This is a genomic window from Motilimonas sp. E26, from assembly GCF_021278025.1.
In the GTDB taxonomy this organism is placed as follows: domain Bacteria; phylum Pseudomonadota; class Gammaproteobacteria; order Enterobacterales; family CBDFNC01; genus Motilimonas.
This window is the reverse complement of record NZ_JAIBHJ010000021.1, coordinates 34180-48520: the sequence shown is the minus strand read 5'-3', so window position 1 is coordinate 48520 and position 14341 is coordinate 34180. Positions and strand designations below refer to the sequence as shown.

Below are 14341 nucleotides of genomic sequence, written 5' to 3'. Positions count from 1 at the left end.
CCAATTTATTGTTATATTTTATGTTAATTGTTTGTTTAATAAACAGTTAACAGTGAATCCCCTGATTTAGACCTGTCCACCTTGTACTGCATTAATGGCTCTGCTGAGCAAATCAGATAAATTCAGCACTTGCTTAGTAAATCCCAGCCGCATTGCCGGCGTATCACCACTTTTCAACAAGTGGCAAAAATTATAAATATTACGTTGGATCTCGATCATTGCATCCAGTGACTTTGCACTTTTTAAGCTAGCTGCTTGATGATCTTGGATCCATTGATGTACTTTCTTTGGCCCGTTAGCATCGAATAATGAAAATGGCACCGGATATTTATTGCGATAAGTAATCGGGCAATAGGCACCATAATGGGTTCCGTACCAACGGTCACTCCACCACCCAATATTATTGCCATTACTTGGCAATTCTTTACCGCCAGTAAAGTGACGATAGACGAAAAAAACTTCCGCTTGCTCGGCTTTAATTTCCTCACTACTGGCCATTAATGCTGCGCCGCGTATGGCACTTTCATGCTCGATGTAGTGATGGAAGTGCTTGGCCGGCTGACAATACAAGCGCAATAACTGAAAATGAGCATACGATAAAGTACTGGGTTTAACGTAATGAGCACCACGCAAAGGCGAATTAATTCCGTAGTGCAGGGACTCAAAATGTGGCCTTCTCATGGTGCTTTGATAGCGAGTCGTTAAGGCGGCTAAAATGGAAGGCACTTTAGGCTCAGGTAAAATACTACTGGCCTTGCCTTCGTAGACGGTATTGGCAGGTGTGGTCAGTAACAGGTTATGGTTGTATAACAAACAATAACCTGATTGTGCTTCTGTCGTCGCTAAACACCACAATGTTTTGTCACCAGCGTAGCGCAATAAATCACTTTCTGTATGCAAGGCAAGAAAGTTACTTCGCAATAAAATTTGCTCATTCAGCCTTGCATAAGATCGTAAAATGTCAGCTAGTTTAGCCAGTAACTGGTAGTAAATTTTAGGCGCACAGGCTAACTGTTCGATGATTTCAGAGGTCGATTTATTGTCAGCAATCAGGTGTAGCAACCCCTCTAACTTATCTACTTGCTTAATTGATTTAAGGCTGTAAACATTTTGGCAATTTCCACACTTGAGACGCTGCTGACCGGCACTGGTGTGGCCATATCGTTTCGCACTGTTTTCTGCTGGCTTGTTTGTACAGTACGCAATAAAAAAAATATTCTCACAGTGGGTACAACCGGTTAAGGGTTGGCCAAAATGAATATTAATTTTCTCTTCTAGCAACAGTGCAACACTGACATCATCGACCAGTGGAGGGTAACTACCACACGCACGACAGTGAATGGCAGGATAGCCTAAATGATTACTTTCCATTTGATATTCAGAGCTATTTTCAACGCCTAAGTTATGACACGGATAACTTTTACAACAATTAAAAGTGGTACGAAACACCATTCAACCCTCAACAAAATAGCGAACGAAGTGTCGCTCTTTAATGCTAAAAACCTAGTCCTAATTTTCACGAATAACAACTCAAAGGGTTAATATTGAGATTTAAATAATATATTTGGATGTTTAGTGTGATTTAGATCTCGTTTGATAGCTAGCATGACGCCTAGACTGATTACATCAATTAAACACAACAGAACAGGTAAGGCATGAACGAAATAGTGATAGCAATATTGGCAGGGTTTGTCGTAGGTGTTGTTTTTAGCGCCTTGAAGCTACCTATTCCAGCGCCGCCTGTTTTGAGTGGTGTAATGGGTATCGTCGGTGTTTATCTCGGCGGCAAAGCTTACGCAATGATCATAGAACGTTTTTTTTCATAAGTTATTAGTAAAGGAATTTTTACCATGGCAACTCCACACATTAACGCAAACCCAGGTGATTTCGCAGAAACTATTTTAATGCCTGGCGATCCGCTTCGTGCCAAGTTCATTGCTGAAACTTATCTAGAGAACGTAACGCAAGTAACTGACGTGCGTAATATGCTGGGCTTTACCGGTGAATACAAAGGTAAGCGCATTTCAGTGATGGGTCACGGCATGGGCATTCCATCTTGCTCTATCTATACCCACGAGTTAATTAGCGAATATGGTGTTAAAAACATCATTCGTATCGGCAGTTGCGGCGCGATCAGTGAAGAAGTGAAGTTAATGGACGTAATTGTTGCCATGGGCGCAAGCACAGATTCAAAAATCAACCGTATGCGCTTTAAAGATCACGACTTTGCCGCTATTGCTGACTACAACATGCTAGAAAAAGCAGTTAACAATGCCCGCGCTCAAGACGTTAAAGTGCGTGTTGGCAATGTTTTCTCAGCCGATTTATTCTACACACCACAGCCAGAAATGTTTGATGTTATGGAAAAATACGGCATTCTTGGAGTAGAAATGGAAGCCGCAGCCCTTTACGGTGTCGCCGCTGAATTAGGTGCCAACGCACTGTGTATTTTAACCGTGTCAGATCATATTCGTCGTCATGAATCATTATCAGCTGAGCTAAGACAAACGTCGTTTAACGATATGATGCAAGTCGCGCTTGCTACAGCTATCGAGCTTTAATAGGAAGTAATATGTCAAATCAATTAGAACAATTAAGCCGTTTCACTTCGGTGGTAGCAGACACAGGCGACATTAATGCCATCGTACAATTTAAGCCTGAAGACGCGACCACAAACCCATCTTTGATTTTAGGCGCTTCCAAGTTACCGGAATATGAGGCCGTTTTCAGCCAAGCGATTGACTTTGCAATCGCACAAGGCGGCTCAGAAACTGATCAAGTCAATGCCGCTAGCGACTTTTTAGCCGTTAGCATTGGCGCTGAAATTGTGAAACAAGTGCCAGGCTTAATTTCAACAGAAGTTGATGCGCGTTTGTCTTATGACACCCAAGGCAGCATTGCTAAAGCAAAACAACTGATTGCCCTGTATGAAAGTAAAGGCATTGATAAAAGCCGCGTGTTAATTAAATTGGCATCTACTTGGCAGGGTATTAAAGCGGCTGAGCAACTAGAGCTAGAGGGCATTCGTTGTAACCTGACCTTGCTTTTTTCATTCGCTCAAGCCCAAGCTTGCGCCCAAGCTAATGTCTATTTAGTGTCTCCTTTTGTTGGCCGTATTTACGATTGGTATAAAAAGCAGAACGGTGTTGAATACACCGCTGACAATGATCCAGGCGTAGCGTCTGTTACTAAAATTTACCAATTCTACAAGCAATATGGCTACAGCACGGTAGTGATGGGAGCCAGTTTTAGAAATGTGGGACAAATCATTGCGCTAGCCGGCTGTGATAAGTTGACTATTGGCCCAGGTTTACTGGCGCAATTAGAGCAAAGCAATGAAACCGTCAGCGAAAAGCTATCTGCAGATGTGCCAGTAGAGCCAAAACCAACGCCGTTAACAGAAGCCGATTTTTATTGGCAGCACAACCAAGATCCAATGGCCGTTGAGAAACTGGCAGAAGGCATTCGTTTATTTGCCGCTGACCAAGAAAAATTGGAAGTAGTTATCCGCGAGCGTCTTCAAGCTCGTCACTAACTACCCTAGCCGCACTTACTGAGGTAATAAAAATGAAAAGAGCCATAATATTAGTTGCTGATTCTTTTGGCATTGGCGCTGCAGATGATGCAGTAAAGTTTGGTGACCAAGGGAGCGATACCTTTGGCCATATTGCTCAGCAATGTGCGGCAGGCCATTGCGATAACGAACACCGCAGTGGTTCAATACAACTGCCAAACTTAGAGCGCCTAGGTCTAGGTTTAGCCGCATTAGGCTCAACCGGCCAACTTCCCGCTGGTTGCTCAAGCAGCCCTGAGATTATTGGTGCATACGGTTATGCCGCAGAGCTTTCCACCGGTAAAGACACTCCTTCTGGCCATTGGGAAATAGCCGGAGTACCAGTATTGTTTGATTGGGGCTATTTCCATGAAAAAGAAAACAGTTTTCCAGTTGAACTATTAGACAAGATTGTCGAGCGCGCCAACTTACCAGGCTACCTCGCTAATTGTCACGCGTCGGGCACACACGTGTTAGATCAATTTGGCGAAGAGCATATGGCAACCGGTAAGCCTATTTTTTACACTTCGGCCGACTCGGTGTTCCAAATAGCCTGCCATGAAGAAACCTTTGGCCTAGATCGTTTACTTGAACTTTGCTTAATCGTTCGTGAAGAGCTTGAGCCTTATAACATTGGTCGTGTTATCGCTCGTCCATTTATCGGCCCAGCAAAAGGCGAATTTGCGCGCACCGGTAACCGTCGTGATTACTCTCTTGAGCCCCCTGCACCTACTGTGCTGGACAAGCTAGTTAATGAGATCCAAGGTGACGTGATTTCCGTTGGCAAAATAGCAGATATTTATGCGCACTGTGGCATCACCAAAAAGACCAAAGCAACTGGCATTGGCCCGCTGTTAGATGCCACTTTAGCTGAAATGAGCACCGCGCCCGCTAATAGTATTGTGTTTACTAATTTAGTTGATTTCGACTCTGCTTATGGACACCGACGAGACGTAGCGGGTTATGCGCAAGCTCTTGAGTATTTAGATCAACGATTACCTGAAGTACTCGATGCCATGCTGCCTGACGATATTTTAATTATCACGGCTGATCATGGTTGCGATCCTACTTGGCCTGGTACAGATCATACCCGTGAGCATATCCCAGTACTGATCTACGGTAAGAATGTGAAGCCTGGCGAGTTAGGAAAGAGTGAGACTTTTGCCGACATTGGCCAAACCTTAGCAAGTTATTTTGGTCTGACAAAGATGGATTATGGTGTGAACCTACTTTAATCCAATTTGCCGATTTATCCTTTTCCCCATTATTTGTTATACCCGTTTTTGTGTTACTTCCCGTTTTGCCAGTCTGTCCATTGACTGGCTTTTTTTTGCCTTAAATTCGCCCTTTACTGGCTACCTCAGCATCAATACCTACTATTAATGACAAGCTAACTTTTATCCGTGGTGATTATTTCAGCGTATCTGGCTTAAAAGACGCAATAACGCTTAAAACAATATCCCCTTGATCATGTCCAACAACACAAACGGTAAGCATCTTAAAATTTGAGTGATATCTACCCTAAAAATGTGAGGCATGGTGAAAATCGAGGCTTGTATTTCAGGCATATTGCACGGGTGATTTACAGGCAAGCGCTCAAAGTGGTGCTATGCCCAACGACAGGATTATCCATCGAGATTAATGAAAAAACTCAGTGAATAAACCTGCTAAAACTGATTAACCAAGATTAGGCGTAAGCCAGCCGTCACCGACAGCACAATGATTAACTAGATAATAAAAGGAACTACCATGGCAGCATTAATGAGTTTAATAGGGATAGGTGCATTGCTCTTAATTGCATATCTCTTAAGCGATAATAAAAAAGCAATTAACTTTAGAACCATTTTGGGGGCATTTGCCATTCAAGCTGGCTTAGGTGCTTTTGTACTATACGTCCCATTTGGTAAAGATGTATTAGAAAGCATCTCAGGTGGCGTTCAAGCTGTTATTGATAGTGCCCAAGCCGGTATCAACTTCTTATTCGGCGGTCTCGTCAGCAATAAGATGTTTGAAGTATTCGGTGGCGGCGGCTTTGTCTTCGCTTTCCGCGTGCTGCCTATTATTATCTTTTTCTCTTCACTAATTGCGGTACTTTACTACCTTGGCGTAATGCAATGGATCATCAAACTAATCGGTGGTGGTTTACATAAAGTACTTCGCATTAGTCGTCCTGAAGCCATGTCTGCAACTGCAAACATCTTTGTTGGCCAAACTGAAGCGCCATTAGTTGTGCGCCCATTCATTCCTAAAATGACCCAATCTGAGCTATTCGCTATTATGGTAGGTGGTTTAGCGAGTGTTGCTGGTTCTGTATTGGCAGGCTATGCAGGTCTAGGTGTTGAGCTTAAGTATCTAATTGCCGCTTCTTTCATGGCCGCCCCTGGCGGTTTGTTAATGGCTAAAATGATGAAGCCAGAAACGCAACAAGTTATCGATAACATGGATGACGCGATGGCTGAGCAAGAAGATAAGCCAGCTAACGTGATTGACGCTGCGGCATCAGGTGCATCGTCAGGCTTACAACTTGCTCTTAATGTTGGTGCAATGCTGTTAGCTTTCATTGGTCTTATTGCGCTAATGAATAGTTTTGTCGGCTACGTTGGTGGTGTATTTGGCCATGACAACTTCACAATTCAATTAATTTTAGGTTATGTTTTTGCACCTGTTGCTTGGCTTATTGGTGTGCCATGGGCTGAAGCGGTTACTGCTGGTAGCTTCATCGGGCAAAAGCTAGTACTTAACGAGTTTGTTGCTTACATTGACTTTGTGGGTATGCGTGAAACGCTTTCAATGAACACACAAGTTATCGTTACTTTCGCATTATGTGGTTTTGCTAACCTGTCATCAGTGGCTATTCTACTGGGTGGTTTAGGTACCATGGCACCTACACGTCGTCATGACATTGCTAAATTAGGCGTTAAAGCAATCATCGCGGCTTCATTAGCTAACTTAATGAGCGCGGCATTAGCAGGTTTGTTTATCGCTCTATAGGCTCTTTTGCTGCAACTGAATATATTAAAACCGGCCGATTGGCCGGTTTTTTATGGCTGGTGACATGCCATAGCGAAGCCTTGTAAGCTTGTTGCTTAATTGGTTAACTTCTTCCCTTTTCTTCTCTAATATCAGCAAGCGCAGCCCCTGTTGCTTTCATTAAACCTTCGCAACTTAAGGCAAGATCAAGCCCGCGTTTCCCGCCACTGATATACAAAGTTTCTAACCCGGCCGCAGAGCTGTCTAAAAAAGTAGGTAGGCGTTTCTTCTGGGCAATGGGGCTAATGCCGCCAACAATATAACCCGTTACTCGCTCGGCATGCATCGGTTCAGCCATCACCATTTTTTTTATTTTGGCGGCTTTAGCTAATGCTTTTAAATCAAGTAAACCTGCCACGGGAACAATCGCGACCACCAGTTTATTTTTATCTGTTGCGTCACAGGCCAATAAAGTTTTAAAGACTAGGTTTTGATCTAAGCCTAGCTTTTCAGCAGCTTCTTTACCAAAGTCATGATTGGCTTTGTCATGCTGGTATTCATGAATTTCGTAGGGGATGTTTTGTTTTTTAAGTAATCGTACGGCGGGTGTCATAACAGTACCAAAGACTTGTTTATTATTAGTAATTACACCTATCATATTGAAATTTTTAGATAAAAAAAAGCCCTAACATTGCTAGGGCTCATTCATTTTATTAGCTAAGTGCTATTTAGTCACTGGTGGCAAACTGTCAAAGTAGCTAGCGTGACCGTTAACAAATTTACTACCTTGGGTACGATCCCAGTTAATTGACCAAGTCATTACACCTCGTAGATTATTGTAACCTTCTGGGTTTTGCAGTACATATTTACCACCAAAGCTCTTACCTGAAATCAAGTAATCCATTGCTTTTTGGGTATCTGATACACTGACAAAGCCGCCAGATGGTGCTGCCGCTGGAATTGACGGAAGACCAATGGCCACCTGATCAGGGCGTAGGCCTGGGAAGAAGTGATCGCCGACTTTAAAGCCAGTTAACATCATTTCAGTCATCGCCACGATGAAGTCAGGTGTACCTTGACCGTATGCTTGTCCATCTAGAGCGTTAATGCTACCCGTGTTGTACAGCTGTACATGGATAACTGTTAACTCATCACGTAGTGCGTGGATAATCGGCAAGTAAGCACCTTCTAATGGGCCGTAAGCACGGTAACCACTTTGCACGTAGAGTGTTTCCGGCGCCATAGACAAGATTAAATCACCGTTAAAGTGAGCAATAATGTCTTTAACCGCGCGGATCATGTTCACTGTGGTTGGCGTGGTTGGATTACGGAAATCCTTATCATCGCTGTTCAGAGCTAACGTTGAACCACCTTCAAGGTCAATGTCCAGACCGTCGAAGCCGTAGTTTTCAATCATCGCTATCATACTGGCAGTGAATTCTTCGCGCTCAGCATCTGTTTTCAATTTCACATGGGCATTGGCACCGCCAATAGAAATCAACACTTTCTGGCCACGCGCTTGAACAAACTCGATGTCTGATTTCATTTGCGCTTCACTGTGACCTAACTTGGTCTGAATTTCTAAAATCATGTCTGATTCGCTGCCACGTTTCGGCTCAGCAAAAGAAACATTGATAATATCCCATTCAGGCGACACTTCAGGTAGTAGCGGGAAGCCACTGCCATTTTCAAAGTTATGCCAGTAACCAATCACAGCGCGATCAGCTAAAGGTGGAATACTCGTCGCTTTAACGGTTTTAGTATCTTCTGCAGCATTACCTTTACTGTCGGTAGCGACTACTTTAACTAAGTGATCACCGTCTGTCGTGAATGTCATGTTATAGCTGTATGGGTAGCTAGTATCGCTGCCAACCATCGCGCCATCTTGATAGAAATCAACTTTAGAAATAGCAGCAGGAATTGACTCAGCTGATACTTCGATTGCAACCGCTTTACCTGTGTTTACTTTACCTTTACTTGGTGCAGTAATTTCAACTACAACAGGTTTATCGCTTACTTTGATGTTACTTAATGCCACACCAACTAGGTTTTTACTGTCAGTAGCCACGGCTTTAAGGGCTACATCACCTAAGTCCATTGCTTTATAAGACACGGTAAACGGTGCGTTAGTGTCTGTGCCAATAGAGACGTTGTTAGCAAAAAACTCAACACTGGTAATGGTGCGGTTAGCATCGGTTGATTTAGCGTTAACGGCTACATCTATCAAACTGCCTTGTAAATGTGCGCTGCCTTTAACGGGCGCGGTAAAGGTAACGTCTGTAACCACTGCTGGACAGGCTTTAACTTCTGCCCAAGCATCTTGCCATGCACTGCCCACACCAGGCTCATAATAGAAGCCTTGGTCAGATGAACACCAACCACCAATGAGACACTCGTAGCCTTTTTCATTATTTTGAACAACATCGCCAGCCGCATAAGGCGTACCAGCAACATAAGTAGGCTCATCACAAACGCCAGAAGATGGCGGTGGTGTTGGCTCTTGTGTTGGTTCTAATGTTGGCTCTTGGGTAGGCTCTTGAGTCGGAGGTAAGGTCGGCTCTTGCGTTGGTTCTTGGCTAGGCTCTTGAGTTGGCTCTTGAGTCGGCTCCTGGGTAGGCACAGTGCCACCACAACTAATTTCATTCCAGAACCAGTTGCCGCCAGCCGCAGGCGTTTCCCAAGGACCTGGATTATTTTTCGCTTCAAAGCAGCGGTTGTTGTAACTGACTTGGTCGCCGTTGCTCACACTGGTTTTGCCTGGTACCCAAACAATCATATCAACCGGTGGTAGAGATGGCTCAATAGTAGGCTCAGTTGTTGGTGGAACAGAAGGCTCTACAGTTGGAGTAACAGTAGGGGCAACTGTTGGCTCAACAGTGGGAGAAGTGCCACAGCTTGTCGCTGACCAAAACCAAGAAGTGGCAGTTGGGGTTTCCCAAGTGCCGGGATTATTTTTAGCAACGTAACAGCTGTTATTATAAATAACTAAATCACCGTTACTGACTTGTGTTTTTCCGGCTTGCCACTGAATTGGCTCAGCCGCCATCGCTTGCGAACTAACGCAAGCGCCAATCACCAAAGAGGCGATGGTCGATAGTTTCATATTCATCGTATTCATCCTGAAGTTGTTACAATAAGTTCCTTTATTGCCATTTCATCATAAATCAAAATACCTAAGCGGCACTAATTACATTAGAAAAAATTGGATCAGTCTCAACTTTTTGATGTAAAACAGGGGGTTTTACCTACGCTTACGCATGTATTAAATTAGCATTCATACGCAATCAACATACAAACTGGAAATATCATGGACACTTGTATTATTCGCTGCCCCCACTGCAGTATTAAAAACCGTATCGCAACCAACAAGCTAGCGCAGCAACCACAATGTGGTAAATGTAAAACAAATTTATTCGCAGGTATGCCCGTCGAGGCGACCAGCGATAATTTTACGCACCTTATTAATAGTGGTGTCCCAATTGTGGTTGATTTTTGGGCAAGCTGGTGTGGTCCCTGCCAACAGTTTGCCCCGGTATTTTCACAAACGGCCAATGGCTATAAAAACCGTGCTATTTTTGCCAAAGTAAATACTGAAGTAGAAACACAATTAGGTAGTCAATACCGTATTCGCAGTATTCCAAGCTTAATGGTGTTTAAGGATGGCAAAGTGGTACAGCAATTAGCAGGCGCTCTGCCCGCCGGCCAGTTTAGCCAATGGCTAGATCAAGTTCTTTGATCTGTTTGAGAGAACTGATTACGACTGGATTGATAGAACCAGCCATGATTATTCAAACGCAGCTCAAGCTGCGTTTTATCCAATTCATAGCGCTGGCAAAAATCGTCTAACTGCTCCCCTTCATCACGCAACTTCATATTAACAATGCTCAGTAACATATTAATATCCATGGTTAAGTATTGGCTGAAGTTCATTTTTTCTCCAAACAGTAAAATACAAAACTACATTGTTGTCTTTATACAGGCCCGAGTAAATAACCTCAGTGTTACTTAAGCGGATAAAACGTACCATTTGCTGATCCATAACGCGCTAAAGTCGCTACTCATCCTTTAACAGTTGCATTTTTTGACACTGCTGTCGCATAAACAGACTCGCGCCGCTCAACAACAAAATTAAGGTAAAAATAGCCATTAAATGAAGATTCTTTTCCGACTCAGGTAGCGCTAAACCTGCTTTAAATATGTTGAGAACCGCATCTGGGTCATTGTTTGCCCCCGAAGTTTCGAGGTGCGCTTTAGAATTATCCAATAATGATGCTCCGACTGTACTTGCCATCGCCCAACCAGAATGAGAAAGCGCTTCAGTTAACTGCCCTTCCAAACTCTCAGCAACTTCTCGCTCCGACCAAGTGGCAGCCTTTAACGGTTGCAGTAAATTCGTTAGAAATAGTAATAGTAAAGTAATGAGCACGCTGTTGAGTATTGTCTTTCCTAGTTGATATTTCATTGTTCCCTTCCTTCATTGAACTGCCTATAGAAAACATTACAACAATAAAAAAGGGTTATTTGACGGCTAAACTGAGGCAAATCTGGGTGCAATAATGACAAATTATGACGTAGGCGATGATCACTTTTGAAAAGTTACTTACTCATTGTGCATAACTATTAACATTGCACCACACTCGGATTGCATTAAGGCCCCCTTTTCCTTATTATTCTGCGCAGAAATTAGGAAGTAGCGCTAGCTAAGGAAAATAATGAAAAACTATAAAATTGCATTACTTGCAGGTGACGGTATCGGTCCAGAAGTAATGAAGGAAGCGGTAAAGGTACTAAAGTTAGTTGAACAACGTAACAAAGATGTATCTTTTGAACTTAACGATGTGCTATTTGGTGCAGCAGCCTATTTTGCCACCGGCAAATCATTCCCTGAAGAAACAATTAAAGCTTGTGATGAAGCTGATGCTATCTTAAAAGGCACCATTGGCTTAAGCCATGAAGAGTCGAAAAAGATCCCAGTAGACGAGCAGCCAGAGCGCGGTGCGTTATTACCTCTGCGTCGTCGTTACAACACATACGCGAACTTCCGTCCAGTTTATTTACCAAAAGCCCTATCTCACTTCTCTCCTCTTAAGCAAGAAGTGATTGGCGAAGGTATCGACATTATGATCATCCGCGAGCTAGTGGGTGGTCTTTACTTTGGTCATAAAGAAGTTGGCGTTAACGAAGACGGCAAGCGTTATGTCCGTGAAGTGCTTGAATACGATGAAGACCAAATCCGTCAAATCATTGTAGTTGGTTTTGAAGTTGCGCAAAAACGTAAGAAAGTACTGCACAATATTCATAAATCAAACGTACTTAAATCATCTGTGCTTTGGAACGAGATTGTCGATGAAGTAGCTGTAGACTTCCCTGACGTTGAAGTGAAAAACATCTTAGTCGATGCGGCAGCTACCTACCTATGTTTAAACCCAGCACAATTTGACGTGATGGTAATGGAAAACATGTTTGGTGACATTCTAAGTGACCAAGGTGGCGGTATTCTTGGCTCTCTAGGTCTAATGCCTTCAGCATGTAAGGGCCCAGAGAAATCTTACTACGAGCCTTCTCACGGCAGCGCACCTGACATCGCAGGCAAAGGCATTGCCAACCCTTACTCTATGATCGGCTCAGTAGCATTAATGCTAGAAATGAGCTTTGGCATGGAGCAAGAAGCGAAAAACCTGTGGGCAGCAATGCAAAGTGTATTTGGCGCTGGCTTTTCAACACCTGACCTGTCAAAAGACAGCGAAGCTACATTAATCAGCACCGAAAAATTCGGTGACATGGTATGTGCCGCACTCGCTGAAATGCCAGTGGCATAGTTTCGCCTAAATCGTATTTCAAAGCGCACCTTCGGGTGCGTTTTTTCGTTATATCAAGATTAATCTTTATTAATAATTGACAAACAGCCTCTTACTTTCTACCTTGTGCAATATAAAAATAATGCGTTTACTAATACGCTATAAAACCGCACAAACATAATAATATTTTCAGCTCTCCAGCCTCTTGGCTTATAGCCAACTTTGAATATTTTGGAGTTATACAGTGAAACCTTTCTTAGCCGCGTTTGCGTCGATACTACTGACCCCTGTGGTAAGTGCTAGCCCGCAGCACAGTTTTCCTAGTGAATGGCAAGTACAAACCGATGTATCAAATGTCTCCTTGCAAGGAGAGAACTACCAACGGTTGATGCATTATGACACTTGGCTAGACAGCCGTCATTTTGAAGCAGCCAAGCAACAGATTACGATGGCTGGTGAGTCTCGTGTTGATGAACAACTCACCAATAACTGGCAGCAACTACAACAGGTCAATTTTTCGTTATCCAGCGCTGAAAACCGTCAGCTATTTGCTAATGCCTTGCTTTATGTTTATCGCTACAAAGAATCAATGCAACAAGTCGGTGTAGATTGGTTCTTTCAGCCAAACTCAAAGAAAAAGCAAAAGGTTGTATTGATAGGAGAGCGAACTCAAGCCTATGCCCTTTATCAGGCTCTAAAGCTAAATCAATTATCAACTTTTATCGAAGAGCAGCAGTCTCACTTTAGCCAATACCAACAAATGGCGGCAGTTAAAGAGCATTTTAATACCTTAGCAGATGTAAGCTGGCCAGTTGTAAACGAGCCAGTGCGAGTGGTTAGAGACAATGACCCTCTACAGAGTGCTGAGCAAGTGATTGATATTCTTGCCCTACTCGGTGATATTTCAGCCGAACAGGCACAACAGCTAAAAGATTTACATCTCACTTATTTGTCTGCTGAACTGCAAGAGCATATCCGAGTGTTTCAACGCCGTCATGGCTTATATGCAGACGGAATTATCGGCCCCAAAACATTAGCATGGCTCAATGCTTCTATCGAAAAGCGTCAGCAATTATTAGCCCTTAACATGTTACGTTTATCATTATGGCCTGAAGACAAAAAAGGCATAGTGGTAGTAAACGTACCTGCGTTTGAAATGGATGTATGGGTTGACGAACAACGGGTGTTTGAAACGCGTGTAATTGTTGGCCGCCCTTCTCGTCAAACGCCGATATTTATCACTCGACTCGACTCCATTGTGTTTAATCCAGGCTGGAATATCCCGGTAAAGATAATGCAAGAGGATATTATCCCAAAGGCCAAGCGTGATGAAAGTTACTTACCGAGCAAAGGCTACCAAGTGATCCAAAGTTGGAGAGCGAATGCTCCAGTGATTGCTCCTGAGGAAATAGACTGGCAGACAATTAACCCAAAACGTTTTCCTTACCGTATGCGTCAACCGCCAGGTAACAGCAATGCATTAGGTCGTTATAAGTTCAACACCCCTAATGACATGGCGATCTATTTGCACGACACACCAGGAAAATCGCTATTTAATAGAGAAAACCGTTCTCTTAGCTCCGGCTGTGTCAGGGTTGAGCACGCAAGTAAGTTTGCAGAAAAATTGCTTACATTATCGAAGAAGAATCCAAAAGATTTTGAGTACCTGCAAAAAAATGAAGGCGAAATTAAAACCAAAGCGATTTCATTACGCTTAAAATTGCCGGTACACACCATCTACCAAACAGCGTGGGTCGATGATAAGGGCAAATTAAATTTCAGAAATGATATTTATGATTTCGATCAACCAGTTATTGACACAAACATTCGCCAGACTGTTCGTAATAGTGCAAAACCGCTGGCAAAATTATAATAATTTGAGGGTGCATCTCTCACAAAACACACTAAAGGGTCAAACATAGGTTTGACCCTTTTTTGTACTACCGTTATGGTGACTGGGCTTGGAACGGCTCATACTTTTCTAATACGGATATCATCCTACAATAAAGTTTGTTGCACA

General features: G+C 43.1%; 13 protein-coding genes. 8 read left to right on the top strand and 5 right to left on the bottom strand.

The features are described 5' to 3' along the window. Positions 1-66: 66 nt before the first annotated feature. Positions 67-1371: a hypothetical protein gene (locus tag K1M91_RS15910; protein ID WP_232803244.1), complete on the bottom strand. Its 1305-nt coding sequence runs from the start codon at positions 1369-1371 to the stop codon at positions 67-69. 284 nt (positions 1372-1655) lie between these two features. Between K1M91_RS15910 and K1M91_RS15905 the strand changes: the two genes are divergently transcribed. The 5 genes from K1M91_RS15905 (at position 1656) to K1M91_RS15885 (ending at position 6544) form a co-directional block, all read left to right on the top strand. After that, entirely contained in the window at positions 1656-1826 is a 171-nt protein-coding gene (locus tag K1M91_RS15905; protein ID WP_232803242.1) for a DUF1427 family protein, read from the top strand. A 24-nt stretch (positions 1827-1850) separates the two neighbouring features. Beyond that, positions 1851-2561 carry a purine-nucleoside phosphorylase gene (gene deoD, locus K1M91_RS15900; protein ID WP_232803240.1) on the top strand — a complete coding sequence of 237 codons (711 nt, stop codon included), beginning with the start codon at positions 1851-1853 and terminating at the stop codon, positions 2559-2561. An 11-nt stretch (positions 2562-2572) separates the two neighbouring features. Then, positions 2573-3535, top strand: a complete 963-nt coding sequence (tal, locus tag K1M91_RS15895) for a transaldolase (RefSeq protein ID WP_232803238.1) — start codon at positions 2573-2575, stop codon at positions 3533-3535. A 32-nt stretch (positions 3536-3567) separates the two neighbouring features. Continuing rightward, positions 3568-4788 carry a phosphopentomutase gene (locus tag K1M91_RS15890; protein WP_232803236.1) on the top strand — a complete coding sequence of 407 codons (1221 nt, stop codon included), beginning with the start codon at positions 3568-3570 and terminating at the stop codon, positions 4786-4788. Between the two features lie 514 nt (positions 4789-5302). Beyond that, positions 5303-6544: a NupC/NupG family nucleoside CNT transporter gene (locus K1M91_RS15885; RefSeq protein WP_232803234.1), complete on the top strand. Its 1242-nt coding sequence runs from the start codon at positions 5303-5305 to the stop codon at positions 6542-6544. Positions 6545-6647: 103 nt separating this feature from the next. On the opposite strand, the gene ybaK is transcribed toward K1M91_RS15885, so the two are convergent. Together ybaK and K1M91_RS15875 are read right to left on the bottom strand one after the other, a co-directional pair. Further along, positions 6648-7136 carry a Cys-tRNA(Pro) deacylase gene (gene ybaK / locus K1M91_RS15880; RefSeq protein ID WP_232803232.1) on the bottom strand — a complete coding sequence of 163 codons (489 nt, stop codon included), beginning with the start codon at positions 7134-7136 and terminating at the stop codon, positions 6648-6650. 111 nt (positions 7137-7247) lie between these two features. Further along, a complete protein-coding gene (locus tag K1M91_RS15875) occupies positions 7248-9632 on the bottom strand; it encodes a glycosyl hydrolase family 18 protein (RefSeq protein WP_232803230.1) in 2385 nt (794 codons plus the stop codon). Between the two features lie 198 nt (positions 9633-9830). Here K1M91_RS15875 and trxC point away from each other — a divergent pair, with 198 nt between their 5' ends. Next, positions 9831-10259 carry a thioredoxin TrxC gene (gene trxC, locus K1M91_RS15870; RefSeq protein ID WP_232803228.1) on the top strand — a complete coding sequence of 143 codons (429 nt, stop codon included), beginning with the start codon at positions 9831-9833 and terminating at the stop codon, positions 10257-10259. Here the strand turns inward: trxC and K1M91_RS15865 are convergent. Together K1M91_RS15865 and K1M91_RS15860 are read right to left on the bottom strand one after the other, a co-directional pair. Next, entirely contained in the window at positions 10247-10453 is a 207-nt protein-coding gene (locus K1M91_RS15865; RefSeq protein WP_232803226.1) for a DUF4250 domain-containing protein, read from the bottom strand. The genes trxC and K1M91_RS15865 overlap by 13 nt on opposite strands. Before the next feature lie 124 nt (positions 10454-10577). Further along, positions 10578-10985, bottom strand: coding sequence for a hypothetical protein (locus tag K1M91_RS15860; protein ID WP_232803224.1), 408 nt, complete (start codon positions 10983-10985; stop codon positions 10578-10580). Positions 10986-11235: 250 nt separating this feature from the next. Between K1M91_RS15860 and leuB the strand changes: the two genes are divergently transcribed. Both leuB and K1M91_RS15850 read left to right on the top strand, forming a co-directional pair. Beyond that, positions 11236-12342: a 3-isopropylmalate dehydrogenase gene (gene leuB / locus K1M91_RS15855; protein ID WP_232803222.1), complete on the top strand. Its 1107-nt coding sequence runs from the start codon at positions 11236-11238 to the stop codon at positions 12340-12342. A gap of 223 nt (positions 12343-12565) precedes the next feature. Beyond that, a complete protein-coding gene (locus K1M91_RS15850; RefSeq protein WP_232803221.1) occupies positions 12566-14194 on the top strand; it encodes a L,D-transpeptidase family protein in 1629 nt (542 codons plus the stop codon). Positions 14195-14341 lie beyond the last annotated feature (147 nt).

Excerpts from the sequence above, each read along its gene's own strand:
- trxC (WP_232803228.1), top strand. The coding sequence starts at position 9,831 with ATGGACACTTGTATTATTCGCTGCCCCCACTGCAGTATTAAAAACCGT.
- K1M91_RS15890 (WP_232803236.1), top strand. The coding sequence starts at position 3,568 with ATGAAAAGAGCCATAATATTAGTTGCTGATTCTTTTGGCATTGGCGCT.
- K1M91_RS15865 (WP_232803226.1), bottom strand. The coding sequence starts at position 10,453 with ATGAACTTCAGCCAATACTTAACCATGGATATTAATATGTTACTGAGC.
- K1M91_RS15860 (WP_232803224.1), bottom strand. The coding sequence starts at position 10,985 with ATGAAATATCAACTAGGAAAGACAATACTCAACAGCGTGCTCATTACT.
- K1M91_RS15885 (WP_232803234.1), top strand. The coding sequence starts at position 5,303 with ATGGCAGCATTAATGAGTTTAATAGGGATAGGTGCATTGCTCTTAATT.
- deoD (WP_232803240.1), top strand. The coding sequence starts at position 1,851 with ATGGCAACTCCACACATTAACGCAAACCCAGGTGATTTCGCAGAAACT.
- K1M91_RS15910 (WP_232803244.1), bottom strand. The coding sequence starts at position 1,371 with ATGGAAAGTAATCATTTAGGCTATCCTGCCATTCACTGTCGTGCGTGT.
- K1M91_RS15875 (WP_232803230.1), bottom strand. The coding sequence starts at position 9,632 with ATGAATATGAAACTATCGACCATCGCCTCTTTGGTGATTGGCGCTTGC.
- ybaK (WP_232803232.1), bottom strand. The coding sequence starts at position 7,136 with ATGACACCCGCCGTACGATTACTTAAAAAACAAAACATCCCCTACGAA.
- tal (WP_232803238.1), top strand. The coding sequence starts at position 2,573 with ATGTCAAATCAATTAGAACAATTAAGCCGTTTCACTTCGGTGGTAGCA.
- leuB (WP_232803222.1), top strand. The coding sequence starts at position 11,236 with ATGAAAAACTATAAAATTGCATTACTTGCAGGTGACGGTATCGGTCCA.
- K1M91_RS15905 (WP_232803242.1), top strand. The coding sequence starts at position 1,656 with ATGAACGAAATAGTGATAGCAATATTGGCAGGGTTTGTCGTAGGTGTT.